Origin of the sequence: Neobacillus drentensis, from assembly GCF_036965645.1 — a bacterium.
GTDB classification, from domain to species: Bacteria; Bacillota; Bacilli; order Bacillales; family Cytobacillaceae; genus Neobacillus; species Neobacillus drentensis_D.
Genome location: NZ_JBALPZ010000234.1, coordinates 1 through 23137 on the forward strand (window position 1 = coordinate 1; position 23137 = coordinate 23137).

General features: G+C 39.3%; 24 protein-coding genes and 1 riboswitch. Of the genes, 13 read left to right on the top strand and 11 right to left on the bottom strand.

What is annotated here, in order from left to right; genetic code table 11:
• Positions 1 to 49: 49 nt before the first annotated feature.
• From V7266_RS29210 to V7266_RS29220, 3 genes are all read right to left on the bottom strand, one after another.
• The gene (locus V7266_RS29210) at positions 50 to 2362 is read right to left on the bottom strand and encodes a thiamine pyrophosphate-dependent enzyme (protein ID WP_335472717.1); all 2313 of its coding nucleotides are present in this window, start codon (positions 2360 to 2362) and stop codon (positions 50 to 52) included.
• Positions 2363 to 2379: 17 nt separating this feature from the next.
• Positions 2380 to 3390 (bottom strand): 2-oxoacid:acceptor oxidoreductase family protein, encoded by a 1011-nt coding sequence (locus tag V7266_RS29215; protein WP_335472718.1) that lies wholly within the window; start codon positions 3388 to 3390, stop codon positions 2380 to 2382.
• Between the two features lie 344 nt (positions 3391 to 3734).
• Positions 3735 to 5306 carry an acetolactate synthase large subunit gene (locus V7266_RS29220; protein ID WP_335472719.1) on the bottom strand — a complete coding sequence of 524 codons (1572 nt, stop codon included), beginning with the start codon at positions 5304 to 5306 and terminating at the stop codon, positions 3735 to 3737.
• Positions 5307 to 5424: 118 nt separating this feature from the next.
• On the opposite strand from V7266_RS29220, the gene V7266_RS29225 reads away from it, so the two are divergent.
• The 7 genes from V7266_RS29225 (at position 5425) to V7266_RS29255 (ending at position 10001) form a co-directional block, all read left to right on the top strand.
• Complete coding sequence (locus V7266_RS29225) at positions 5425 to 6045, top strand: hypothetical protein (protein ID WP_420491517.1); 621 nt, start codon at positions 5425 to 5427, stop codon at positions 6043 to 6045.
• Positions 6046 to 6118: 73 nt separating this feature from the next.
• Positions 6119 to 7048: an aldo/keto reductase gene (locus tag V7266_RS29230; protein ID WP_335472721.1), complete on the top strand. Its 930-nt coding sequence runs from the start codon at positions 6119 to 6121 to the stop codon at positions 7046 to 7048.
• Positions 7049 to 7252: 204 nt separating this feature from the next.
• Positions 7253 to 7633 carry a hypothetical protein gene (locus tag V7266_RS29235; protein ID WP_335472722.1) on the top strand — a complete coding sequence of 127 codons (381 nt, stop codon included), beginning with the start codon at positions 7253 to 7255 and terminating at the stop codon, positions 7631 to 7633.
• Entirely contained in the window at positions 7623 to 8117 is a 495-nt protein-coding gene (locus V7266_RS29240; protein ID WP_335472723.1) for an aminodeoxychorismate lyase, read from the top strand. The genes V7266_RS29235 and V7266_RS29240 overlap by 11 nt, the downstream gene beginning before the upstream one ends.
• Positions 8118 to 8229: 112 nt before the next feature.
• The gene (locus V7266_RS29245) at positions 8230 to 8769 is read left to right on the top strand and encodes an NADPH-dependent FMN reductase (RefSeq protein ID WP_335472724.1); all 540 of its coding nucleotides are present in this window, start codon (positions 8230 to 8232) and stop codon (positions 8767 to 8769) included.
• 163 nt (positions 8770 to 8932) lie between these two features.
• Positions 8933 to 9664 carry a TerC family protein gene (locus V7266_RS29250; RefSeq protein WP_335472725.1) on the top strand — a complete coding sequence of 244 codons (732 nt, stop codon included), beginning with the start codon at positions 8933 to 8935 and terminating at the stop codon, positions 9662 to 9664.
• 64 nt (positions 9665 to 9728) lie between these two features.
• Positions 9729 to 10001 carry a hypothetical protein gene (locus tag V7266_RS29255; RefSeq protein ID WP_335472726.1) on the top strand — a complete coding sequence of 91 codons (273 nt, stop codon included), beginning with the start codon at positions 9729 to 9731 and terminating at the stop codon, positions 9999 to 10001.
• Between the two features lie 86 nt (positions 10002 to 10087).
• Here the strand turns inward: V7266_RS29255 and V7266_RS29260 are convergent, their stop codons facing one another.
• The 3 genes from V7266_RS29260 to V7266_RS29270 all read right to left on the bottom strand — a co-directional run bounded on the left by V7266_RS29260 (position 10088) and on the right by V7266_RS29270 (position 11273).
• Positions 10088 to 10300, bottom strand: coding sequence for a hypothetical protein (locus V7266_RS29260; protein ID WP_335472727.1), 213 nt, complete (start codon positions 10298 to 10300; stop codon positions 10088 to 10090).
• A gap of 206 nt (positions 10301 to 10506) precedes the next feature.
• Positions 10507 to 10803, bottom strand: a complete 297-nt coding sequence (locus V7266_RS29265) for a hypothetical protein (RefSeq protein WP_335472728.1) — start codon at positions 10801 to 10803, stop codon at positions 10507 to 10509.
• Positions 10804 to 10979: 176 nt separating this feature from the next.
• Complete coding sequence (locus V7266_RS29270; RefSeq protein ID WP_335472729.1) at positions 10980 to 11273, bottom strand: hypothetical protein; 294 nt, start codon at positions 11271 to 11273, stop codon at positions 10980 to 10982.
• A 295-nt stretch (positions 11274 to 11568) separates the two neighbouring features.
• On the opposite strand from V7266_RS29270, the gene V7266_RS29275 reads away from it, so the two are divergent.
• On the top strand, positions 11569 to 11745 hold the full coding sequence (locus V7266_RS29275; RefSeq protein WP_335472730.1) for a hypothetical protein: 177 nt from the start codon (positions 11569 to 11571) through the stop codon (positions 11743 to 11745).
• Between the two features lie 53 nt (positions 11746 to 11798).
• On the opposite strand, the gene V7266_RS29280 is transcribed toward V7266_RS29275, so the two are convergent.
• Positions 11799 to 11993: an alpha/beta-type small acid-soluble spore protein gene (locus V7266_RS29280; RefSeq protein ID WP_335472731.1), complete on the bottom strand. Its 195-nt coding sequence runs from the start codon at positions 11991 to 11993 to the stop codon at positions 11799 to 11801.
• Positions 11994 to 12149: 156 nt separating this feature from the next.
• On the opposite strand from V7266_RS29280, the gene V7266_RS29285 reads away from it, so the two are divergent.
• Complete coding sequence (locus V7266_RS29285; RefSeq protein WP_335472732.1) at positions 12150 to 13703, top strand: NAD(P)H-hydrate dehydratase; 1554 nt, start codon at positions 12150 to 12152, stop codon at positions 13701 to 13703.
• A gap of 41 nt (positions 13704 to 13744) precedes the next feature.
• Here V7266_RS29285 and V7266_RS29290 read toward each other — a convergent pair whose 3' ends face one another.
• From V7266_RS29290 to V7266_RS29305, 4 genes are all read right to left on the bottom strand, one after another.
• The gene (locus V7266_RS29290; RefSeq protein ID WP_335472740.1) at positions 13745 to 14527 is read right to left on the bottom strand and encodes an aldo/keto reductase; all 783 of its coding nucleotides are present in this window, start codon (positions 14525 to 14527) and stop codon (positions 13745 to 13747) included.
• Between the two features lie 131 nt (positions 14528 to 14658).
• Positions 14659 to 15495, bottom strand: a complete 837-nt coding sequence (locus V7266_RS29295) for an SDR family oxidoreductase (protein ID WP_335472733.1) — start codon at positions 15493 to 15495, stop codon at positions 14659 to 14661.
• Positions 15496 to 15554: 59 nt separating this feature from the next.
• The gene (gene dapA, locus V7266_RS29300; RefSeq protein WP_335472734.1) at positions 15555 to 16442 is read right to left on the bottom strand and encodes a 4-hydroxy-tetrahydrodipicolinate synthase; all 888 of its coding nucleotides are present in this window, start codon (positions 16440 to 16442) and stop codon (positions 15555 to 15557) included.
• A gap of 121 nt (positions 16443 to 16563) precedes the next feature.
• Positions 16564 to 16742: riboswitch (Lysine riboswitch) on the bottom strand.
• A gap of 185 nt (positions 16743 to 16927) precedes the next feature.
• Positions 16928 to 18058: a CAP domain-containing protein gene (locus V7266_RS29305; protein WP_335472735.1), complete on the bottom strand. Its 1131-nt coding sequence runs from the start codon at positions 18056 to 18058 to the stop codon at positions 16928 to 16930.
• Positions 18059 to 18349: 291 nt separating this feature from the next.
• Here V7266_RS29305 and V7266_RS29310 point away from each other — a divergent pair, with 291 nt between their 5' ends.
• From V7266_RS29310 to V7266_RS29325, 4 genes are all read left to right on the top strand, one after another.
• Entirely contained in the window at positions 18350 to 18577 is a 228-nt protein-coding gene (locus V7266_RS29310) for a hypothetical protein (protein ID WP_335472736.1), read from the top strand.
• Positions 18578 to 18713: 136 nt separating this feature from the next.
• Positions 18714 to 21317: a bifunctional acetaldehyde-CoA/alcohol dehydrogenase gene (adhE, locus tag V7266_RS29315; RefSeq protein ID WP_335472737.1), complete on the top strand. Its 2604-nt coding sequence runs from the start codon at positions 18714 to 18716 to the stop codon at positions 21315 to 21317.
• A 359-nt stretch (positions 21318 to 21676) separates the two neighbouring features.
• The gene (locus tag V7266_RS29320) at positions 21677 to 22438 is read left to right on the top strand and encodes an NAD-dependent protein deacylase (protein ID WP_335472738.1); all 762 of its coding nucleotides are present in this window, start codon (positions 21677 to 21679) and stop codon (positions 22436 to 22438) included.
• Between the two features lie 94 nt (positions 22439 to 22532).
• Complete coding sequence (locus V7266_RS29325) at positions 22533 to 23036, top strand: DinB family protein (protein WP_335472739.1); 504 nt, start codon at positions 22533 to 22535, stop codon at positions 23034 to 23036.
• Positions 23037 to 23137 lie beyond the last annotated feature (101 nt).

A 23137-nucleotide genomic window follows, 5' to 3' on the forward strand; every position in this document is an offset into this window, starting at 1 on the left:
TAAAAGAATCCCGCTGTGAAGTATCACGTCACAGCGGGATTCTTTTATTTTAGAGATATGGACTTTCGTGCTTCGCTTTCAGTTTCATCCAGCGGCGTTCCACTTCATCATCAAACATTTTCAGCAGCTCTTGGCTGTCTTCTTTTAGCAAATGTTTGGTTTTTCCCATCAACTTTAGCCAATCGGTAACTGGTAAACGTTTGTTCTTAGCCTCAGGATCGTAGGTGATTGTGGTAATTCCGTTTTCAACTTCATAGAGAGGGAAGAAGCAGGAATTAACCGCAGCCTCAACGATCGATTGTCCTAATTCATCCTTCGATTTCCAGTTCAGTGGACAAGTAATTAAAATCTTTCCGTAAACTAAGCCTTCATTTTGGGCGTACCATTGGGCTTTCGCAGCCTTTTTCAAAAGATCCCGGTCAAATGCTTCCGTTCCTGTAAAGACATACGGGATATGGGTCGCTGCCATAATTTGCGCGGTATCTTTGTGGTGAAAAGGCTTTCCTTTCTGGAATTTCCCAACACTTGAAGTGCTTGTCATGTGGCCCATAGGCGTTGAATAGGATAGCTGACTCCCTGTATTCATATAACCTTCGTTATCATACTCAAGAATAATCATTTTATGATTCCGGAGTGCTGTACCAATCGCTGGGCCCATCCCGATATCCATTCCTCCGTCACCGGTTACCATGACAAAAGTAAAATCGTCAGAGAGACCAAGTTCGTCTAATTCACCGCGGCGTTTTCGCTCATGGAACATTTCGACTAGTCCTGATAATGTTGCCGAGCCATTTTGGAAGAGATTATGAATATAGGTGGCTTTATGAGAACTGTAAGGAAAACCGGTTGTGACAACCATCGCACAACCTGTATGGAATAACGCAACAATATCGCCTTCAATTCCTTTAAAGAACAACTCTAATCCTGAGAAAATTCCGCAGCCAGGGCAAGCTCCGTGTCCGGAAGCCAAGCGTTTTGGCTTTTTCGTTAAGTTTCTTAATGGAGGGATTTTCACCTTTAATTCTCCGGTTTTTTCATCAGGAGTGACTGTAATTAAACCAGTATTCAAGTCTTCTTTTTTCATAGGGTTTAAGACTCGTTTTGGAGCAAATTCTGGTTTACCAGGATTATGGCCAAAATAATCGAACGGCTTTTCAACGATTCCTTTTTCAGCTGCTTCTTGAGCCAATTGAAAAAAAATTTGAGCTTCATCCGCATAGAAATCCTTACCGCCCAATCCGTACACACGGTTTACTACTTTCGTATGGCTGTTTCCAACGGTTTGGAGGGCAGCTCGGACTTCAAGAGCCATATTTCCGCCATGTGCACCATAGGAATCAGCACGGTCCCCAACTGTAACCGCTTTTACATTTTTTAATGCTTCGGCTAACTTTTGCTGCGGGAATGGACGAATCATGTTAGGAGAGATGACCCCGGCTTTGATTCCTTGTGTACGAAGTTTGTCTGCCACATCTTTACATACTTCAGCTGCTGAATTCAGCATGAACACGGCAACCTCCGCATCCTCCATACGGTATAAATCAAGTACAGGATATTCGCGGCCAGTTAACTCAGCATATTCATGGGAAATTCTTTCGAAAACCTGCTCTGCTTTATACATTGCTTCCGATTGTTGATAACAGTTATTAATGTAGTCTGGTTCATTCATATATGGGCCGATTGTTACAGGATTTTCTCTATCCAGAGCATGTGGAAAATTCCTTGGAGGTTCACCGATAAATTTTTGAACGTCCGCTCGATGCTTCATGACCTGTACCCTTCGTTTTTGGTGAGAGGTGAAATAACCGTCGAATGAAACAATGACAGGAAGACGAACTTCAGGATCTTCTGCTAGTTTAATAGCAATAATGTTCATATCATAAACAATTTGCGGATCACGAGCCATTAAGATTGGCCACCCGGTATTCAAGGCAAAATATAGATCGGAATGATCGCCATGTATATTTAAAGGGCCTGACACAGAGCGGTTGACCAAATTCAATACCATTGGAAAACGGGTTCCGGATTGAACAGGAAGCTGCTCTAACATATATAAAAATCCATTAGCACTAGTTGCGTTAAACACACGTCCGCCGCCAGTGGAGGCCCCATAACAGATACCGGCTGAACCATGTTCGCCGTCAGCAGGAATTAACACAATATCATGTTCACCTTTCGCTTTCATTCCATCAAGGAACTGTGCGACCTCGGTCGAAGGGGAGATGGGATAATAGCCCATGACATGATAATTAATTTGATGGGCCGCATAAGCAGCCATTTCATTACCAGATTCAAACACAATACTCTGTTCAATGGTTCCTTTTGGAACGGTTATATTTTCTTGGTTTATTTCGATGGACATAAATTCCCGCCCTTTCCTTAGTTTCGAATCGCCAGGTCAAATAAATGCGGTACCCGGTTTTTGTCTGCATAACCGTCATTATATTCACGCTCACTTGAGAGAGCTTCAACAGGACAAGCATGAACGCATTTTAAGCAGCCCTTACAATATTGATAGTCAATCCCTTGCAGGAACATTTGCGGCCGGCCGCGTTTATCTGCCTTTTCTTCCCAAACAAAGCAAAAGTCAGGGCAGGCGGTATCACAGGCTGCACAATTTATACATTTTTCTTCATGAAAATGCGGCAGCATGCCGGCACGGGATATACTTAAGTCTTTTAAAATACTGTTACCTGGATTAATGATGGTTCCGCCAATTGTCTGAGTTTCGTAGCCGAGAAGCGGTTCCGCCCGTTTAAATGGTTTTATCACTGTGTTTTCGTCTACTAAGTAGGTTTGGAATTCAACTTCATTAAAACCGCGATTAAAGGTACGAATGTTTGGTTCGACTAGATGTGGGTATTTCTTTTCGAAGGTGCGGCGAATGGTTTGTCTCATCGACTCTGGGTCTAAGAAAGTTAAGATTCGATAAAGCGCCCCTAACATGGCTGTGTTGGCTTTGGTTTGTTCTTCGAGGGCAATCCCAGTTGCGTCAATAATCGCAATCGTTCCGCCAGGTATATTCATTGCTTGTTTCAGTTCGTCAGGAGATTTTTGTGAGTTCACTAAGATGGTGCTATCGGAGTATATTCCACTGGTACAATCAATGGTTTTGAAAAGGGCATCATGGAAAATGCCGACTACGTGTGGACGTTCTATTGGTGTGGTGTCGCGAATGTTTGTTTCTGGGTTACAAAAACGAATATGTGCTTTTACAGGTGATCCTTTTTTCTCGGATCCATATGATGAAAAACCAACTCCATTGAGTCCGTTTCCAACAACTCCATCCTCAGAAAGCATCTTTCCGGCCAAATTGGCTCCTAAACCGCCAATGGATTCAAGCCGGATTTCAAAGAAACCTAATTCATTCACTTTTGGTAATCTTGACAACAAGCACTCCTCCAATCGTTTACAACATTAACAATTAGAATTTTATAAATTTTCTATAAATTCTATGATGCTATTGTAACAGGATGCAAAATTAGTTACAACAGTATTTTTATGATAAAAATGTAACACGGTTTCTTAGTGATCTATTTACGTTATGTATGAGTTGTTTAGGAAACAGTTATAATTTTTTCATAAGTTGATATAGTACAGTTAAATTTGTACTATAACAATAATAACGGCAATACCCTGAACCAGAAGTATTGCCGTTTGTTACTGTCTAGTTGCTTTCCGAATTAATCCCGTGTAAGGAGCCGGCTCCGATTTTTTGGCCAGGTGGTGGGAAGTTAGTTTGAAACAAGGTCGATTAAAACCATTCCTTGTTGTGGTTCCTTTAGAATGTTTTCGAGTTCGGCTAAGGTTTTAGGCCGTATTCCTTTCACACCGAAGCTATGGGCGAGCTGGATAAAATCTGGGTTTTGGAAGGTGACTCCGTAGTGATCCCCAAACTTTTGGTTCATTTGTTTTACTTCAAGCCTTAACATCGAATCATCTAAAACAATAATGGTAAACGAGAGGCCAAGACGCTTAGCGGTCTCGAGTTCTGCAAAATTCATCAGGGCGCCGCCGTCACCCGTAATGCAAATAACTGGGTCAGCAGGACAGGCCAATTTTGCCCCGATTGAACCTGGGATGGCAATCCCCATGGTGGCAAGCCCATTGGAGATAATTAATCGGTTCGGTTTTTTGGGTTGATAGGTTTTAGCAATTGAAACTTTATGGGCGCCGACATCGGAAATGACAATCGTGCTCTCTGAAGTATTTTTTTCAATTAGATGGAGAACATTCTCAATACTTAGTGCTTCATCTTGGCGTTCAGCTATTTGATAGGTTGTTTTTATTTGGGCTTGCAGGTTACCTGATGGCAGCCAGGACCTCACTGTCAGCTCTGCTTGGTTTAGGGCTTGAAGTGTTTTCTTTATATTACCGACAAGCTCGGATTTTACAGGGTAATACTCATTAACTTCGGCAGGTAATGTATCAATATGTAAAACTGGGAGCTTGTTTTTATTCCAAGCATTTGGCAATTGCTCGACAAAATCTAAACCGATGACAATTAAGAAGTCGGCCTCATTAATACCAGGAAGGGCAGCATCGTTTTCTTTGAAACCAAAGGTAAAAAAATTCTGTCGGTGTTCTGGTGGTAAGACCCCTTTTGCCATAAAGCTGTGTGTGGCAGGGGATTGCAGGGTGTTGATTAAGGTAAGGAGCTCTTGGACTGCCTCCTGGCGTATCACTCCATTTCCTATAAGAATGAAGGGTTTCGTATGTTTTTGAATAAGTTCTATCGCCGCTTTTAGTGAGTCTGCATCCGGTACAGTTTCAGGTGCTGTCGTAACCGGTAAGGGTGAATTCGTAATCTGTTCGGCTGCAAGGTTTTCTGGCAGAGTGATGGCGACTGAACCTGGTTTCTCCATAAGGGCAAGTCTGAAAGCTTTTCGGATTACCGCCGGGACCGTTTTGGGATCTTGGATTTGTGTACTCCATTTTGTAGCGGGTTCTAGTAGTTTGACAATATCCATATATTGATGTGATTCGTTATGCTGGCGTTCAATTCCAGCCTGGCCTATTAAGGCCACTAGCGGAGAATGGTCAAGCTGTGCGCTTGCAATTCCTGTGACGAGATTAGCAGCACCTGGCCCAAGGGTTGATAAACAGACGCCTGCTTTTTTTGATAGTCTTCCGTAGACGTCAGCCATAAAGGCCGCGCCTTGCTCGTGCCTGACATTTATATACTGGATCTTTGTTGATTTTGAAAGAGAATCGGCTAAATCGAGTGTCTCGGTGCCGACAATTCCAAAGATGTATTCAACCCCTTCATTTTCTAAGCATTGTACAAGTGTATCGGTTAGTTTCATGTTGTCCTCCTATAGAAAAGGGAATAATATAAATAGTTTTAACTAATAGTTGATTAATCATAAGCACCAGAGCCAATCGTGTTACAATGAAAGAAAATTTGAAGAAGGTGGGATGAAAGTGAATGAAAATTATGTCTGGTATGCAAGTTATGGTTCCAATCTTCATATCGACCGTTTTCTGTGTTATATAATAGGGGGGAAACCCGAAGGTTCTTCAAAAATAGAGACAGGATGTAAAAATCCCTCACTTCCAGTAGCATCGTCCACATTTACCATGAATTATCCCCTTTACTTTGCAAAAGAAGCGGACAAATGGGAATCACAAGGAGTCGCATTTATTGGACTAACCGAGGATCCTAGTTGTGTTACATATAGTAAGAAATATTTAATTAGCTTAGACCAGTTTATGGATGTGATGAGCCAGGAAAACAACGGAATAGACTTTCAGGTTGACTTGAATCTGGTTATAAACACCGGATCAAACGTATACCGCCGAAATGCCTGGTACGGGAACATTTTATATTTAGGGGAGGAAAAGGGGTTTCCAATTTTTACGTTTACTGCATCATGGGATGTCTATGATGTTGAATGGAAAAAGCCTTCACATGCTTATTTATCAACTTTAATTAACGGGTTAAAAGAGGATTATTCCAATGAAGAAATTTACCTTTACTTTCAAACAAAACCAGGTATTATCGGCAAATATAATGAGACTGAATTAAGAAATCTTATTTTTTAGAAGTCTTCTCCTTAGTCAATCGGACTAATCTTTGCTATCATGAAAATATGTAAAATAAGGAGATGATTGGTAAATGACAACACAAGTTCAAATTGGAAAATCAGATTTATATGTCAATCCGATTGGCCTGGGCACCAATGCTGTGGGAGGTCACAATCTATTCCCTAATCTTGACGAGAATGCCGGCAGGGAGTTAGTTCGAACAGGAATCGCCAATGGAATAAATTTTTTAGATTCAGCGTTTATTTACGGTCCAAAACGTTCCGAAGAAATCATTGGGGAAATTGTGAAAGAACACGGAAACCGTTCGAAACTTGTCATTGCTACCAAAGCAGCCCATAAATTCGTTGGAAAAGACATCGTCATCGATAATTCGCCTGCCTTTTTAAAACAATCAGTGGAAGAGAGCTTGCAGCGGCTGCAAACAGATTACATAGATTTATTTTATATTCATTTTCCTGACCAAGATACACCGAAGGATGAAGCGGTTGGGGCGTTAAAGCAATTAAAGGATGAGGGAAAGATACGATCAATTGGTGTTTCTAACTTTTCCATTGAGCAGTTGAAAGAGGCCAATAAGGATGGTTATGTTGATGTCTATCAAGGTGAGTATAATTTACTTAACCGGGATGCAGAAAAGGAATTGTTTCCTTATGCCATCGACAATGGTATCTCCTTTATCCCTTACTTTCCGCTGGCATCTGGTTTATTGACAGGTAAATATGATAAGAATACAAACCTAGAAGAAAAGCGCGGGAAGTTCTTTAAAAAGGAAGTTTTTGAAGCTGCCCTGGATAAAGTGGAGCATATTCGCGAAATTGCCAATGCAAAGGGGGCAGAAGTGTCCCATGTTGTCTTGGCGTGGTATTTGACCCGCGAGGCCATTGATGTCATCATCCCTGGTGCGAAGCGGGCAGAACAAGTGCTGAATAATCTTAAAACGTTGGAGGTCCAGTTAACGAAGGATGAAATTCAAAAAATGGACCAAATTTTCCAATCCTAAAATATAACAAGTGATGAGACTTTCGTCTCATCGCTTTTTAAATTGTTTAACAAGACATTCCAATCTATTAAAAGATATGTTTCCTGGTTCTCCGTAATATGACAAATTTCTACGACTTTAGCCGTATTTTGCAGTTAACATAGGCAAAAAAGGGAGATTAGTTGTATAATATATTTTGTTATAAACTATTGGAGGGTATTCATAATGATGTTATGGACTTTAGCCGGATTATTCGGGATTTCTGTTATATTACTAGTAATTTCAATTTACAGGACTTCTCTAGTGTCAAAGGCAGAACATAAACAAATTGATTTAATTCATATTTCTACCATGAAGGAAATCAATGCTATTCAAGATTCAATTCGAAATATTGAACTTGATATCGAAGTCGTCATGAGGGAAGCAGGCGTTCAACTTACTTCTGAAGACAAAGTCTTCATGCGTGAAGTACTCGATTTGGTGAACCGCAATTACTCGACGGAAAGTATTGCCGAAATGAAAAATGTAAGTGTAGATACAATTGAACAAATGCTTGCTCCTTACCGGACAATAAAGGAAGGGAGAAAGGTTGCAAATGAAAATTAATTTACTAAGCAGCTTTGCAGCCGGTATGTTTGTTACCACCACAATTTGCGGTGCTATTTACCTTTCTGGCAATAATGATGGTGCCAAAACTACTACTAAATCATCTGGTACTACGTCAACCGTGAAGGTTCAGCCATCTGATGATGAAATGAAAAAACAGCTGGAAGCAAAGGGCTTTGTCGTCCAAACAAAGGCAGAAAATGATAAGCAAGTACAGGATGCCAAGGCATCTGAGCAAACAAAAGCAGTCCCTGCATCTACCGATGCAGCTAAAACGGAAACACGTGTTGTCATCAATGTAGCCGACGGAATGACCAGTATTGATGTGGGTAGAATTCTAGTATCCGCGAATATCGTAAAGAACGCTTTTGATTTTTCAAAGGATATCGAGGCTAAAGGGCTTGAAAATAAATTACGCCCTGGTGTATTTGTAGTAGACAGCAAGATGACATACGACCAGGTTGTTGCTGCTATTTTTAAATGATTTGGAAAGCCGATTTCTTAGAGAAATCGGCTTTTTTTCTAAGCAAGAAAATTGAAGTTTCAAATTATTATTTCTATAATCGAATTATTACATAAGAAAAGGTGGAATAAGAATGAAAATCGTTGCACTCGTGGGCAGTTTACGGAAAGATTCATATAATAAGCAGTTGGCTTACACGATTCAGGAAAGATTTTCCGGTAAATTTGAACTAGAAATACTAGATCTTGCGGCTCTTCCACATTATAACCAGGATGAAGAATTCAATCCTGCGGAATCTGTAGTGGAGTTTAAAAGAAAAGTAAAAGAAGCGGACGGCGTGATCATTGTGACCCCAGAATACAACTGGTCGATTCCAGGAGTCTTAAAAAATGCACTTGATTGGTTATCACGTGTGGATAAGGTGCTGATTGGCAAACCAGTTATGACAGCAGGGGCTGCAACCGGGTTAATGGGAACGTTACGTGCTCAGCTTCAGTTGCGTCAAATTTTAACCGCATTACAAGTAAAGCTTTTATCACCAGTTGGCAATGAGATTCTTATTAACCAAGCTATGGCTAAATTTGATGAGAAAACAGGCCGCCTAGCTGACGAAGCAACAGTTAAATTTGTTGATGAGGTTGTGGAGCGGTTTATTGACTTGATTAAAGAATAAGAACGGACGCCTGTACTCTGTTTCCTATGGAGAGTACAGGCTTTTTTTGTACTAAAGAATGCAAGTCATATATTCATAAGCCTTTCATACATTTAAGTAAGGAGACAAACCTGTTGAATTGGGACAAACATTACTGGAATGGGAAAGGGAGAAATAAATCCAGATGGACTTTTTACATGGAATATTGAATAGTTACAGTACAATTTTCTCACTGGAGGCCTTTAAAGAGGTATTTACGAATCCTGCCAGCTGGGGAGTAATTGGTACCTTGATTATCCTTGAGGGCCTGCTGTCTGCTGATAATGCTCTGGTTTTAGCGGTGATGGTCAAACATCTTCCCAAGAAACAGCAAAGGAAAGCCCTGTTTTATGGGATATTCGGGGCTTATTTTTTTCGAATAATAGCAATTGGAATTGGCGTAACGTTAACGACAATTCCTTGGATAAAAATAATCGGGGGTCACTATTTGCTTTGGATTGTTTTTCAAAACTTTCTAACGCGAACTGACGGGGAAGATGAAGTCCAGAGTCGAAAGAAAGGCTTCTGGAGGACCGTGTTAACGGTCGAGCTTATGGACATTGCCTTTAGTTTTGACAGTGTCATTGCCGCGTTTGGTGTCTCAAATCAAGAGTGGATTTTACTGCTTGGCGGCGTCATCGGAATTTTAATGATGCGGGGAGTCGCGCACCTGTTTCTTGCCCTTATCGAAAAAGTTCCTGAATTTGAGACCACGGCTTTTATCCTTGTAGCTATTATTGGGGTGAAAATGATTGTTTCGGCCTTTGGATTCCATATGGATGAATTTGTGTTTTTTAGTATCCTAATTGGAATCTTCTTAAGCACCTTTATTATTCATTTCATTCGAAAATTATCCGGAAAAGAAACTACCATGTAAAAGTTGTAGAGGGAAGACGCTTATCATAATGGGTTATACTAATAACCAATAAGGAGATGAAAAAATGGAAGAAGATTTTTATTTCTCAAATAAACAATTTATAAAAGGTTTAAAGATGCCGAAAAGTATAGATGGTTTGATGATGAAACGAGGAGATGTGTCACTCGCAAAGATTAATGGCGAGTGGAAAAAATATACAGAATCAGTCCCAAAGGGAAGAAAACCAATCTCAAGTTACGATGATTTTGTTTTAATTGGCAGCGGAAAGGATATTGAGATTGACCGTGAGCAACTTTCACAAAACCAAATAGATTCTTTAATTAGCAATCAAAGTTAATCATCAAAATGTTAAGAGCCAACTTTTGTTGGCTTTTTCTTTTGATGCTATTTAGACAATAGTCCGATCTCGCAAGCAGTACCGGATTATTCGGATGCATACTTAATTATTCCGTGTAAATAAATTGAGTGTTCTCGCTGTACACATTCTCTTAACTTAATTTTTCCTTCACGCTCTAATTCTCCAACCCATTGTTCAATCTTTTTTTCATCCTCTTTTGTAGACTTTGGAATTTCTGTTGAAAAAAAATTTCCTTGACTGGCATTGCGAAGGTTTTTTAATAAATCCACTTTATTCATTGGGTCAACCCCTTTATTTATTATATATTTCGACATAAAGGATGTTTTTTCCTTTAAATACGCAAGCATTTTCTCGAATTTTTTTTGCTAATAAGATGTGAGTATAAGAAAGTGGAGGAACTTTTTCCATTCCTTAACAAGCGGGCGGGTTACTTGATTCACCTAAGCGTATAAAAGTTAGGGTTTGACTACAAAAAAAAGAAGCATTAAAGCTTCCAAGGAGGAATGTTAATATCATTTTTTTGTTTCTCATAATTTTGCATTCTATCATATGAGTTAGCTATTTTAGACACTATTAATCCTTGTGGACTGGAGGAGATGTCTTGACCTTTTAATTCTTGAATTTTACTTTTAGCAAAGATATTTGCTACCTTTGCTAAATTTTCAATTGTATCCATTAATTCGGGGTGATCATTGTAATTAGATTTAGCGATTGAATAAATATTATCAAGTTTGTTCTCAATTAATTTAAGTATTTCAATATCAAACTTCTCATTTTGCATTAGTTTTCACTCCCCATTAATAAGCCTATGGGATAAAGGATAATAAAGAACGAAAAATAAAAAATCTTTTTCTACTAGTGAACAGTAACAACAAAATTTTAGAGGAAGCGCAGGGCCATATTTAAAAAGCACCACATTTGTGGTGCAATTTCATTGAGATATCTCTTTTTTCCTTGTTAAGATTGAAAATGAACGTTTCCATTTTCATCTATTTCAATCGTATTATAGCTTTTAAAGACATCCATGTTTGTAATTTCATGTTTCACCTCATGAGAAAAACTTTCCATATATGGCTGATATACCTCAGGATTTTTAACAAGATGATACATGGTGACTTTTGTTCCCTCCCGGTTATCTGTTCCTCTTAGTAAAAAACGATCGCCGTATAGGTTTTTGAAATAAGTACGCGCCTCTTCATGACTTTTAAAGTTAGGCATCTGTTCATGATTGATTGAAAAATCCTGATTCATAAACACCTTCACCGCTTTCTCATAATATAATAATCATAAACCGGTTTCTGTCAGCTTACATAGTTTACATCCAGTTTCACCATTATTGTTCCCTATTTTTAAAAAATAATGATTCTTGCCTAGTATGATTGGACTATACAGATTTTAAGTTCTTGCATATTTTATTAGAAAAGGGATTATTCCAAATCTCGTTTATGATTTTTCGCCGTGTTTTCGGTCATCCTATATTAAATAGTCGAGATTTTGGACATGATGGATAAAAAGCAAAGGCGATTAAGAAAAGGAGGAGAAGAATTTGCTGAATACCCCTTTTGATTATCCGGAAATTTTTTATAACGATGTGATAATGTACTTAGAAACAAAATGGAACCGCCGTTTAACGGATCATGAACGACATGTGCTGATTGAAGGATATCGGTTTGGAAGAATGGTGGAGGCGGAGAGCGAAATCAAAATTCTGTTTGCCAATTAAATGTTGATAAAAGAGGGTGTCCAAATAAGGACACCCTTTTGAAATCGCAAAGGTTATTGACCTTGCTGATTCCGTAATGAGTGCTCAGCGTAGGCGACTAAACGTTTGGTCATTTCACCGCCGACTGAGCCGTTTGCTCGTGCGGTCGTATCAGCACCAAGTTGAACTCCAAACTCGTTGGCAATTTCCTCTTTCATTTGATTAAGGACATCACCTGAACCAGGAACCAAAAGTTTGTTTCTACCCATGATACATCACTCCCGCCGATTTTTTTTGAGCAGCTAATCAGTTGCTCTTATATAATTTAACCTATTTGTTCTTTCAAATTCGTATTGATCTAAACTGTCTTGTGCTGGGGAAAGGTTTATAATAAGGGAAAGGGCTGGAAAAGGAGCGGGTTTACTATGTTTATAGCTGGGCAAAAAGAAATGCAGCAAATGGACCAATATACGATGGAAAAGCTTGGCTTGCCGGGAATCGTCTTAATGGAGAATGCTGGAGCAAGGGTAGTGGAGGAAATAGTTTCGGCCTCTTCTTGTGAGGACTCGCGTATTTTAGTACTCGCAGGGGGCGGGAATAATGGCGGGGACGGATTTGTTATTGCAAGAAGACTGTGTGATTTGGGATATGACTTGCATTTAGGTTTGGTTGTACCCCCTGATAAGATTAAAGGGGATGCGAAGGTACATTTTGACGTCTATCGAAACAGGCAATTACCGATCCTTTATTTACATGAAAGCACACTTGAATTGGTTCAGTCGGAAATTGCAAAGGCTGATGTGATTGTTGACTCGCTTTTAGGGACTGGTGTAAGTGGGCCTGTTAGGGAACCTTTCGGAGAGATCATATCTATGATAAATGAACATGCAGGGAAAAAACTAATTGTCTCTGTTGATATTCCTTCTGGTGTTAACAGTGATAGCGGAAGGGTAGAAGGGACAGCAGTCAAAGCTTCAATGACAGTGACGTTTGTTTGCCCTAAAAAGGGGTTCTTTTTAGAGGATGGTCCCAAGTTTGTGGGTGAATGGAAGGTGGTTGATATTTCCGTGCCGCCATCGATAGTGGAAGATTTGGGGATTACTTTACCGCGTTTAATTACGGTGGACTTGGCTTTAGACATGGTCCCGGTAAGACCAAAGCATGGTCATAAAGGAACATTTGGTCATGTTCTGGTGGTTGGGGGATCCAAGTTCTATGTCGGTGCACCAATTTTTTCGGCAAAAGCGGCGCTCAATTCTGGTGCAGGGCTGGTCACATTAGCGGTACCCGAAAGTATCTATCCAATGGCTGCCGCACAAAATCCTGAGTCATTATTTTTGCCATTGAAGGAGGAAGATGGACATTTTTCTCCTGAGGCGATTAAGCAGCTTTCAACTTTACTGCATCAATTTACAAGTGTGGCGATGGGTCCGGGAATTAGCCGATTTCCTGGTGGTGAGGCGTGGATGAAATCATTGATGTCGTTATTGACCACTCAGCCGGTTGTAGTTGATGCAGATGCCTTGTATTTGCTGCAGGACGAGTTGGAGTTGGTACGGGAATATAAAGGGGATGTCATTTTTACGCCGCATCCTGGCGAGATGGCGAGGTTGTTAAATAAGACAGTTAAAGAAGTGGAAGAGGACCGGATTGGGATTGCGAAGACTTTTGCGAAAGATTATAGCGTTTATTTGTTGTTAAAGGGACATCGGTCGGTTATTGCTACCCCAGATGGAGATGTGTTTATTAATCCGCATGGCCATGATGCGCTCGGCAAGGGTGGGAGCGGTGATGTGTTGACGGGGATGATTACTTCGTTTTTAGCGCAGGGCGCTTCTCCTGTTGAATCGATGGTTGCTGCGAGTTATCTGCATGCAAGAGCAGGGGAAGAGAAGTCCGTGACGCTTTCTAGTTACGGTGTAGGGCCTTTGGATTTGATTGATGGGATTAGAGAACAGCTGCGGTTGTTATGGAATTAGAATTAAACGAAGACCGTCCCATAAGGACGGTCTTACCTGTATTAAAAGTTAAAATTATCTGGATCGGCACCAAAGCGTTGATTTTCATTAAGTGCATTTATTTTTTCTATATCACTTGAAGATAACGTAAAATCAAAGATATTAGCGTTTTCCTTAATTCGGCTTTCTCTAATTGATTTTGGAATTGTCACGATTCCATTCTGAATATCCCAGCGTAAAATAACTTGAGCAATGGATTTATGATGACTCGAAGCAATCTCCTGTAAGACAGGATGGTCAAGCAGCCTGCCTTGCCCTAGCGGCGCCCATGCCTCAATTTGAATCTGCTGCTTTTTACAATAGTCGCGCAGCTCAGGTTGTGAATGAAGAGGATGCAGCTCCACTTGGTTAACCATCGGCTTTATTTCGGCCGTAGACATCAAATCTTCAATATGGTGAATGTTGAAATTGCTTACCCCGATTGCACGAACACGCTTTTCTTTATATAATTTTTCAAGAACCTTCCAAGCGTCTTTATATTTATCCTTTACAGGCCAGTGGATTAAGTACAAATCCACATAGTCAAGACCAAGCTTCTGTAAGCTTGTTTCAAATGCCTCTTCAACCGAATTATTGCGCAGGTCCTCATTCCACACTTTTGTTGTGATAAAGAGTTCCTCACGGGGAACACCAGCCTCTTTAATGGCTTGACCAACACTTTCTTCATTTTCATAAAGTGCAGCCGTATCAATACTTCTGTAACCGGCTTTGAGCGCCATTTTTACGGATTCAAGGCCCACTTCACCTTCAGGTACTTTGTAGACACCAAGGCCGAACCACGGCATTTTTACACCATTATGTAGCGTAGTACTAGACTGTAAGCTGTTCAATGTATTCTCCTCCTTATCGTCATTCAACACTTAGTATAGTACCTTTCATATGGAAGAATCAACCAAACGAAATTCATCTGCAACAATTAAGACTTAAGCTTCTTTAAGATGATATTTTCAATAACTTTCCAAGGCAATGTCATTTTTAAAAGTAGATTGGTCTTTACTCCTTTGCCAATTGGATAACGAAGGTCAGGTGTTCCAGGGGAGGAGGCAATCTGGGCTGCAAGTTTTGCCACATCACTAGGGTCGCCATAATCTGCCTTGCCATTATTTATTTCATTTAAAAGGTTCTCCATAAACAACGTGTATGGTGAGTCCGGATTATTTTCGAGCTGATCAACGCTCGACCAAATGTTAGTTTGGTAAGATCCTGGCTCGATTAATGAAACATCGATTCCAAAAGGACGGAGCTCGAGCCTTAAACTCTCGCTATATCCTTCAAGCGCATGCTTAGAGGCGGTATAAGCGGACAAGCCTGGAAATCCGAATCTACCACTTATACTGCTCATATTAATAATTCTGCCTTGCTTTCTAGCCCTCATGCTTGGCAGAACGGCATTGGTCACGGCAACCACTCCAAAAAAGTTGGTTTCAAATTGCTGCCGATAATCATCTATAGAGAGCTCTTCACTAAAACCACCTACCGCAAAACCGGCATTGTTTACCAACACATTAATTTGAGGGTAATTTTCTAAAAATATTTTAAAATCATCAATAGATTTACTTGAGGTAACATCTAGTGAAGTGACGTGAATAGAATTCTCGACTTGCCTTTCTTTTGCCAACTCTAGGAGATTATTCGCCCTGGTTGTGTCCCTCATGGTGGCAATCACAATAAATCCTTTCAGGGCAAGCTCGATTACACAGAGTAAACCAAAGCCGCTCGACGACCCTGTAACTATGGCTGTTTTTCTTTCCATTCCGATTCTCCTTTCAAACGCAAAAAAAAATGAGGCTGCCCTAAATAGGCAGCCTTATTTTAACTTACACTTACTAGTTTGTCAGCTGGAAGCAGCTTTTCTAATGTTAATTTTTCTTCATTAGTTAATGGAACCAATGGTAAGCGAACATCTCCAACACGGATTCCCGTCATATTTAGGGCCGCTTTCACAGGGGTTGGGTTAGGTGCTGCAAACAAGCCCTTCATCAATGGGAGAAGTTTGCGATGTACAGCCGCCGCTTCCTCAAGCTGTCCATTTTTAAACTGTGTAATCATGTCCTGCATTTCGTTGCCAATGATGTGTGAAGCTACCGAAACTACTCCAGTCCCGCCAATGGCTAATACTGGAAGAGTTAACCCATCATCTCCGCTATAAAGAGAGAAATGATCTGGGGTATTCCTAATGATTTCAGCCATGGCATCTAAGTTGCCGCTCGCTTCTTTAATAGCGACGATATTGTGAATTTCAGAGAGGCGTACAACAGTCTCAACAGACATGTTAACGCCACATCGGCCAGGAATGTTATATAGCATGACTGGCAGGAGCGTTGATTCGGCAATGGCTTTAAAATGTTGGTAGATTCCTTCTTGTGAAGGTTTGTTGTAATACGGAACCACTAGTAAAATACCATCAACACCAGCTTCAGCAGCTAGTTTCGTTAATTGGATGGAGGCTCTTGTATTGTTAGAACCCGTACCAGCTATAACCGGAACTCGACCGGCTGCTTCTTCCACAACTACCTTAAATAGTTCTACTTTTTCTTCGGTTGTTAAAGTAGGAGACTCACCAGTTGTACCAGATACAACCAAGGCTTCCGTGCCATTTTCAATTAAATAATTTACTAACAATCTCGTGGCGTTAAAATCCACATCTCCATTTTGATCGAATGGTGTAACCATTGCGGTTAATACTTGGCCAAAATTCATTTTTTCTCACCCTTTGTAATTATTTATAAATAAGAGGGGTAAGGACATCCTGATGTAAACGCAAAAAAGCAACAACGAGGCTTCGCTGCTGCCGTAGAAACATCAAAATATAAGTTCCTATGCGTGAGATAGCCCTCCATATAGTTTCCTATATGACAATTCTGTACTTATTCAACACAGAACCAGCTTCAAGACCAATGAGACTCTATCCGCTTCGGCAAATTCCCCTTTCCACTATTATCATAGGACCTCATTTTCCTCAAAAAGTGTACTGATGGTCTTTGCGCCTCTATCCTCACTTCAAAAGGTATTGAAGTAAGAAAATATGTAATTAATAGTAATATAGCAAATTTTTCGTTTAAGTACAAGAGAAAACAACTGTAATTTTTTTAATAAATGGGAAAAATCACAAATTGACTTTGCAAAGTTTTTTATGATCCAAAGAAACTCGCCGAACAGAATATTCAGCGAGCCTATGATACACCTTATTTTGCATAGAAATTTTCTGTGTAGTACGGCTGTGATTGATTATTAAAGGCAACGCCTACACCTAGATACGTATATCCGTTGCGCAGAATATTCTCGCGATGTCCCAGTGAATTCATTAAACCTTCATGTGCAAAAATACTGCTGAACTGACCGTAAGCTAGATTTTCTCCCGCTAAATGAAACACGATATCATCCGCAGCCATTCGATCAAACGGTGATTGACCTTTCAGATTAGTATGGTCAAAATAATTGTTTACGGCCATATCTGTACTGTGCTTTCGTGCAGTGGCCTGAACGTGTTCATCCCACGTAAGAACTGGCAGATTGTGTTGGACCCGTGCTGCATTGGTTAAATCAAATAATTGATACTCAAAACCTTCTTTTAACTGTGTGCTTGGTTTCGAGTATAGATCTACTTTCTTATTTTCTAAATCTTTGTTGATTAATTGAACAGCAGTCACGGTATTCCCTTGATGCTTATCATAAAAAATGGTCACATAGGTATGATCTCGCAAAAAAATATCATAGTCATCCTGTTCTTGTAATTTGTAAAGAACAAGACCTTTTTGAATGGTGGTTAGAGGCTTCCCAAACAAATTGCGAACTGTTTCTTTTGTTGTCCCTAATTTGATCCCATTTTTCGAAGCTATTAAATTTTGGTTGGTATATAACCCGGCAACTTTATTTTCATCATACATGACCATAAAAAATTGATGGTAATCATCATGATAGGCATTCCAAGTAGTCCCATATTCATTCAAGGTAGAACGGTTTGGCGCCCCTAAGTTTTCGATTACATCGTCTTTATTATCGCCAAGTTCGATATTAAAAATTGAAAAATCCTGTTGTGCAGGTGTATTTAATTCTACTTTCGACTCTTTAGTTGATTCGGTTGATTGATGATTCTGCTGAGCAGAATCATCAGAAAGAACACCAAGTTGTTCCAAAGCAGTTTGGATTTCACTGTAAACACTTTGAAGGGTTGTTTTTACTTTAGGGTTGTCTATTAAAGTATTCAATTCGGAAAGACTATTCGTAAGGCTGGTCTTGTCAAGTTCTTTTTCTATATAGGGCCAAGAAGAATGTATTAAAAAGATACTAATTATGATCATTAGTAATCGAAACATATAATTTCCTCCATTTCTATTAGAATTTTAACCAAAAATCTTTTAAAATATAAGTATTATGCTTATGGTAGTTATTAGTTTTGATGATATAGTAATATACTTTTCTCGATGTAACCGTTTACACCGAAATAACTTCGATTATGATTTTCTGTCTCGAAAAGCGGCTTTTTTAGTACTATAGAACTAAAAATAGTAAAAGTAACCAATGTTCAAAGTTTGTTCAATATTTCACAAACTATTATCGTTTCTTCGTGTTATGATGTAATCATAAAGAACAAGGAGTGATAAGACATGATGATTTGTGAATGGCAAACCTTCTCAACAGATGCTGAAACGTATACACAAGAACTCTTCGAAGAAATAGTGGGTGACCCATTTGAAGCTATGCTAATGAAAGAAAATGAAGAGATCCCTAGTTATATTTGGACAGTAAACTATGTAGTCATTGTTAAAAAATACTCCAAAGTGTTAACCGAAATATTATTTGAAAAAATCCCGCGTAATCCAGTGTGTGAATAATCATCATTCATTTATTTTTAATTAATATTGTGAAATTTATCACAAAATAAAAACCAAATGATGCTAAATCCGTATTCTAATTTTTTTAAAAATATATGTGAAATATTTCACATAAATAATAATTGGAGGGAATATCATGGCAATAGTAGAAAAGCAAGTTAAAGATAAACAGAATGTAACCGACATGATTAATGGCTTAGTTGACAAAGGTTTAAAAGCACTAGAAGAGTTTAGAACTTTTGACCAAGAAATGGTTGATGAAATTGTTAAGCAAATGGCGCTGGCTGGACTTGATCAACATATGCCTTTAGCAAAACTGGCTGTCGAAGAAACGGGAAGAGGCGTTTACGAAGATAAAATCATTAAAAACATGTTTGCAACAGAGTATGTCTATCACAATATCAAATATAACAAAACCGTCGGCATTATCAATGAAAACGAACATGAAGGCATGATCGAAATTGCCGAGCCGGTAGGGGTTGTAGCAGGTGTAACACCAGTTACAAATCCAACCTCCACAACCATGTTTAAAGCACTCATATCAATTAAAACTCGTAACCCAATTATTTTCGCTTTCCATCCATCTGCGCAAAAATGCAGCAGTGAAGCAGCAAGAGTGATAAGAGATGCAGCAATTAAAGCAGGGGCACCGGAAAATTGTATTCAATGGATTGAAACACCATCACTAGAAGCAACTCAAGCATTAATGAACCATAATAAGATTTCTATGATCCTTGCAACGGGCGGTGCGGGAATGGTGAAATCTGCCTATAGCTCAGGTAAACCTGCTCTAGGTGTAGGACCAGGAAACGTACCGTGCTACATTGAAAAAACAGCTACTCTTAAACAAGGGGTTAATGATTTAATCCTATCAAAAACATTCGATAACGGTATGATTTGTGCATCTGAACAAGCCGTAATCATTGATAAGGAAATTTATAACGATGTAAAAAATGAAATGATCGCAAACAATTGCTATTTCTTAAATGAAGAAGAAAAAACAAAAGTGGAGAAGTTGGTTATTAACGAACAATCTTGTGCGGTTAATCCAGAGATTGTCGGTATGGCTGCCTATAAAATTGCTGAAAAAGCAGGGGTCGCCGTACCAGAAGGAACAAAAATCCTTGTTGCCGAATTGAAGGGCGTGGGTCCTAAATACCCACTCTCTAGAGAGAAATTAAGTCCAGTCTTAGCTTGCTACAAGGTTAATTCCACAGATGAAGGATTAAAAAGAGCAGAAGAGATGCTTGAGTTTGGCGGTTTAGGACACTCTGCCGTTATTCATACAAACGACCAGAATGTAATTAACCAGTTTGGTTTGCGAATGAAAGCAGGAAGAATAATTGTCAATGCTCCATCTTCACAGGGGGCGATTGGAGATATCTACAACGCCTATATGCCATCTTTAACACTTGGCTGTGGCACATATGGAGGAAACTCTGTTTCTACAAACGTAGGGGCTGTTCATTTAATAAATATTAAAAAAGTGGCCAAAAGGAATGTGAATATGCAGTGGTTCAAGGTTCCATCTAAAATTTATTTTGAGAAAAACTCAACTCAGTACTTAGCAAAAATGCCAAAAATCTCTAAGGCCTTCATTGTTACAGACCCAGGCATGGTGAAATTAGGTTATGTAGACAGAGTGCTTTACTACTTACGGAAACGTCCTGATTATGTTCATTGTGAAATTTTCTCTGATGTAGAGCCAGATCCATCTATCCAAACTGTGATGAAAGGTGCAGAAATGATGGCTAAGTTCCAGCCGGATGTCATTATTGCCCTTGGCGGCGGTTCCGCAATGGATGCAGCGAAAGGAATGTGGCTGTTCTATGAGTACCCAGATGCTGAATTCTTTGGATTAAAACAGAAATTTCTTGATATTCGCAAGCGGATTGTGAAATATCCTCACTTAGGCCAAAGAGCACAATTTGTTGCCATCCCAACAACATCAGGTACAGGCTCTGAAGTAACATCATTCTCTGTCATAACAGACAAAGAAGCCAATATTAAATATCCGTTAGCTGATTATGAGTTAACACCTGATGTAGCAATTATTGATCCACAGTTTGTAATGACTGTTCCAAAGCATATTACAGCGGATACTGGTATGGACGTTTTAACACATGCGATTGAGGCATATGTATCTTGCATGGCGAATGATTTTACAGATGGTTTAGCGATGAAAGCTATTCAGCTTGTATTTGAATATCTTCCAAGAGCTTATCGAAATGGAAATGATGAAGAAGCTCGTGAAAAAATTCATAATGCTTCAACGATTGCTGGTATGGCGTTTGCGAATGCATTCTTGGGTATCAATCACAGCCTTGCGCATAAATTAGGAGCGGAATTCCACATTGCACACGGACGTTCAAACACCATTTTATTGCCGCATGTTATTCGCTATAATGCAACTAAACCTAAGAAGTTTACAGCTTTCCCTAAATACAATCACTTTAAGGCCGATAAGCGCTATGCAGAGATTGCAAGAACTTTAGGGTTACCTGCTGTAACTACAGAAGAAGGTGTAGAAAGCCTAGTACAGGCAATCATTCGCTTAGCACAAGAATTAGAAATTCCAATGAGCATTGCTGCAAATGGTGTGGAGCAGGCTGAATTTGAAAGTAAAGTTGACTACCTTGCAGAGCGAGCTTTTGAAGATCAATGTACAACAGCCAATCCTAAGCTTCCGTTAGTAAATGAATTAGCAGAAATCTATCGACAAGCTTATAAAGGCATTTAATGAGATAACAACTAACAAAAACTCAGCCATTTAATGGTTGAGTTTTTGTTGTGTTTTAACTAGCAGATTAGAAAAACGATTTAACAATTTCTTCTTGTTTATGACATTCGGTACAGGTATATTCTATCTCGAGGGTATCTTCGTGAACCATGTGTACAGTTTCCTTTTGACATTGCTCGCAATAAAGGGTTCTTGGAATTTCAATCATTTTGTCAGCATCCTTTTTGTTTTTTCTAAAGCCGTTCATTATAAGATTAATATCCCAGATATTAGTTGAAAAATTCTTAAAGGACATATAATATTTACTCGGTTAAGTTGATTTCTAATAAAGGTAAGAGAGCCTTGGAAGGAGTAATCACATGGACAATAATACACTAGAAACATGCACCAAAATTTTAAAAAATGCCAAGAATATTGTTGTGCTGACTGGAGCAGGCATAAGTACAGAGTCTGGAATCAAAGACTTCCGCTCGCGAACAGGGATTTATAAACTGGCACCAGAATACATACTTTCGCTTGATTATTTTTATAAACATCCCAAGGAATTTTATCAGTTTGCAATAGAAAATTTATACCACCCTGACGCTGTTCCGAATAAAGGACATCAAATTCTCGCTAAGTGGGAGGGAGAAGGCAGGGTTGGCTCTATTATTACGCAAAATATCGACGGGCTTCATCAAAAAGCAGGCAGCAAAAACGTGATTGAGTTCCATGGAACGATCAAAACTGCTGCGTGTCAGAACTGTGGAAAAAGTTATTCTACAAGTGAGATGATCTCTCGGATCAAAACAATGGATGATTTCTATATATGCAGCCATTGTGAGACAAAGCGGAAAGAGGACCATTTCATAAAACCAGATGTGGTTTTGTTTGGGGATACTGGTGAATGGTTTACGATGGAAGGGTTTAACTATATTCTTAACCAGATTCGTGGGGCAGACTGTTTGCTTGTATTAGGAACCAGTTTGAAAGTAACCCCTTTCTCTACCTTTCCGCAATATAAAAGTGCCGGTGTCCCGGTTATTATTATTAATAAGGGGGATACTCCTTATGATTTCGCACCGGATACCTTTGTTATTCAAGAATCAATAGGCGAGACACTTACAGGGATCGTGTTATAATTTCACTTTGTCTTTATTGGTTTGGATGATATAATTTAGTTGCCAAATTTTGGCGAGGGATGGACAAGTATAAATGAAATCGGAGGAAATTTCGATGTTTACTTCAATTAATGAATTTAGCCAGGAATGGAATCAGGAAGCCGCGTCAACTCAAAAAATTTTGGATGCTTTAACGGATGAGTCACTTCAACAATCCGTTTCCTCAGAAGATAGGACATTGGGGAGAATTGCCTGGCATATCGTTGCAAGTACGCCTGGCATGATCAATGAGTTTGGGATTACGATTAACCAGGTTGAAAAACCAGACACAATCCCTGTCTCTGCCAAAGAAATTGCTGATACTTTTAGAAAGGTCAGTGCAGAGGTAGCGGAACAGGTAGCGAAGCAATGGACAGATGAGTCGCTAACAGAAATACAAAATGTATTTGGAATGAATATGCCAAGAGCAGCCACTCTTTCCCTTTTAATTAAGCATATCATTCATCATCGTGGACAAATGACTGTATTAATGCGTCAAGCAGATTTAAAGGTCCCTGGAATATATGGTCCGGCAAGAGAAGAATGGAGCCAAATCGGCATGGAAGCTCCAGCACTATAAATAGAAAGTTATTATTCAGTTTTAATAAAAAGGCTGTGTTAAACTTGGATGTTGATTTCCGCTCCAGTCAACATCGTTTCAAAATCAACAATAACCTTTAA

What these genes read in the sequence shown, in the direction of transcription:
- V7266_RS29265 (WP_335472728.1), bottom strand. Translation starts at nt 10,803, where the DNA reads ATGCAAAATGAGAAGTTTGATATTGAAATACTTAAATTAATTGAGAAC.
- V7266_RS29235 (WP_335472722.1), top strand. Translation starts at nt 7,253, where the DNA reads ATGATGTTATGGACTTTAGCCGGATTATTCGGGATTTCTGTTATATTA.
- V7266_RS29305 (WP_335472735.1), bottom strand. Translation starts at nt 18,058, where the DNA reads ATGTTTCGATTACTAATGATCATAATTAGTATCTTTTTAATACATTCT.
- V7266_RS29285 (WP_335472732.1), top strand. Translation starts at nt 12,150, where the DNA reads ATGTTTATAGCTGGGCAAAAAGAAATGCAGCAAATGGACCAATATACG.
- V7266_RS29325 (WP_335472739.1), top strand. Translation starts at nt 22,533, where the DNA reads ATGTTTACTTCAATTAATGAATTTAGCCAGGAATGGAATCAGGAAGCC.
- V7266_RS29290 (WP_335472740.1), bottom strand. Translation starts at nt 14,527, where the DNA reads ATGCCGTGGTTCGGCCTTGGTGTCTACAAAGTACCTGAAGGTGAAGTG.
- V7266_RS29295 (WP_335472733.1), bottom strand. Translation starts at nt 15,495, where the DNA reads ATGGAAAGAAAAACAGCCATAGTTACAGGGTCGTCGAGCGGCTTTGGT.
- V7266_RS29310 (WP_335472736.1), top strand. Translation starts at nt 18,350, where the DNA reads ATGATGATTTGTGAATGGCAAACCTTCTCAACAGATGCTGAAACGTAT.
- V7266_RS29210 (WP_335472717.1), bottom strand. Translation starts at nt 2,362, where the DNA reads ATGTCCATCGAAATAAACCAAGAAAATATAACCGTTCCAAAAGGAACC.
- V7266_RS29280 (WP_335472731.1), bottom strand. Translation starts at nt 11,993, where the DNA reads ATGGGTAGAAACAAACTTTTGGTTCCTGGTTCAGGTGATGTCCTTAAT.
- dapA (WP_335472734.1), bottom strand. Translation starts at nt 16,442, where the DNA reads ATGAATTTTGGCCAAGTATTAACCGCAATGGTTACACCATTCGATCAA.
- V7266_RS29270 (WP_335472729.1), bottom strand. Translation starts at nt 11,273, where the DNA reads ATGAATCAGGATTTTTCAATCAATCATGAACAGATGCCTAACTTTAAA.
- V7266_RS29230 (WP_335472721.1), top strand. Translation starts at nt 6,119, where the DNA reads ATGACAACACAAGTTCAAATTGGAAAATCAGATTTATATGTCAATCCG.
- V7266_RS29320 (WP_335472738.1), top strand. Translation starts at nt 21,677, where the DNA reads ATGGACAATAATACACTAGAAACATGCACCAAAATTTTAAAAAATGCC.
- V7266_RS29260 (WP_335472727.1), bottom strand. Translation starts at nt 10,300, where the DNA reads ATGAATAAAGTGGATTTATTAAAAAACCTTCGCAATGCCAGTCAAGGA.
- V7266_RS29255 (WP_335472726.1), top strand. Translation starts at nt 9,729, where the DNA reads ATGGAAGAAGATTTTTATTTCTCAAATAAACAATTTATAAAAGGTTTA.
- adhE (WP_335472737.1), top strand. Translation starts at nt 18,714, where the DNA reads ATGGCAATAGTAGAAAAGCAAGTTAAAGATAAACAGAATGTAACCGAC.
- V7266_RS29245 (WP_335472724.1), top strand. Translation starts at nt 8,230, where the DNA reads ATGAAAATCGTTGCACTCGTGGGCAGTTTACGGAAAGATTCATATAAT.
- V7266_RS29220 (WP_335472719.1), bottom strand. Translation starts at nt 5,306, where the DNA reads ATGAAACTAACCGATACACTTGTACAATGCTTAGAAAATGAAGGGGTT.
- V7266_RS29240 (WP_335472723.1), top strand. Translation starts at nt 7,623, where the DNA reads ATGAAAATTAATTTACTAAGCAGCTTTGCAGCCGGTATGTTTGTTACC.
- V7266_RS29250 (WP_335472725.1), top strand. Translation starts at nt 8,933, where the DNA reads ATGGACTTTTTACATGGAATATTGAATAGTTACAGTACAATTTTCTCA.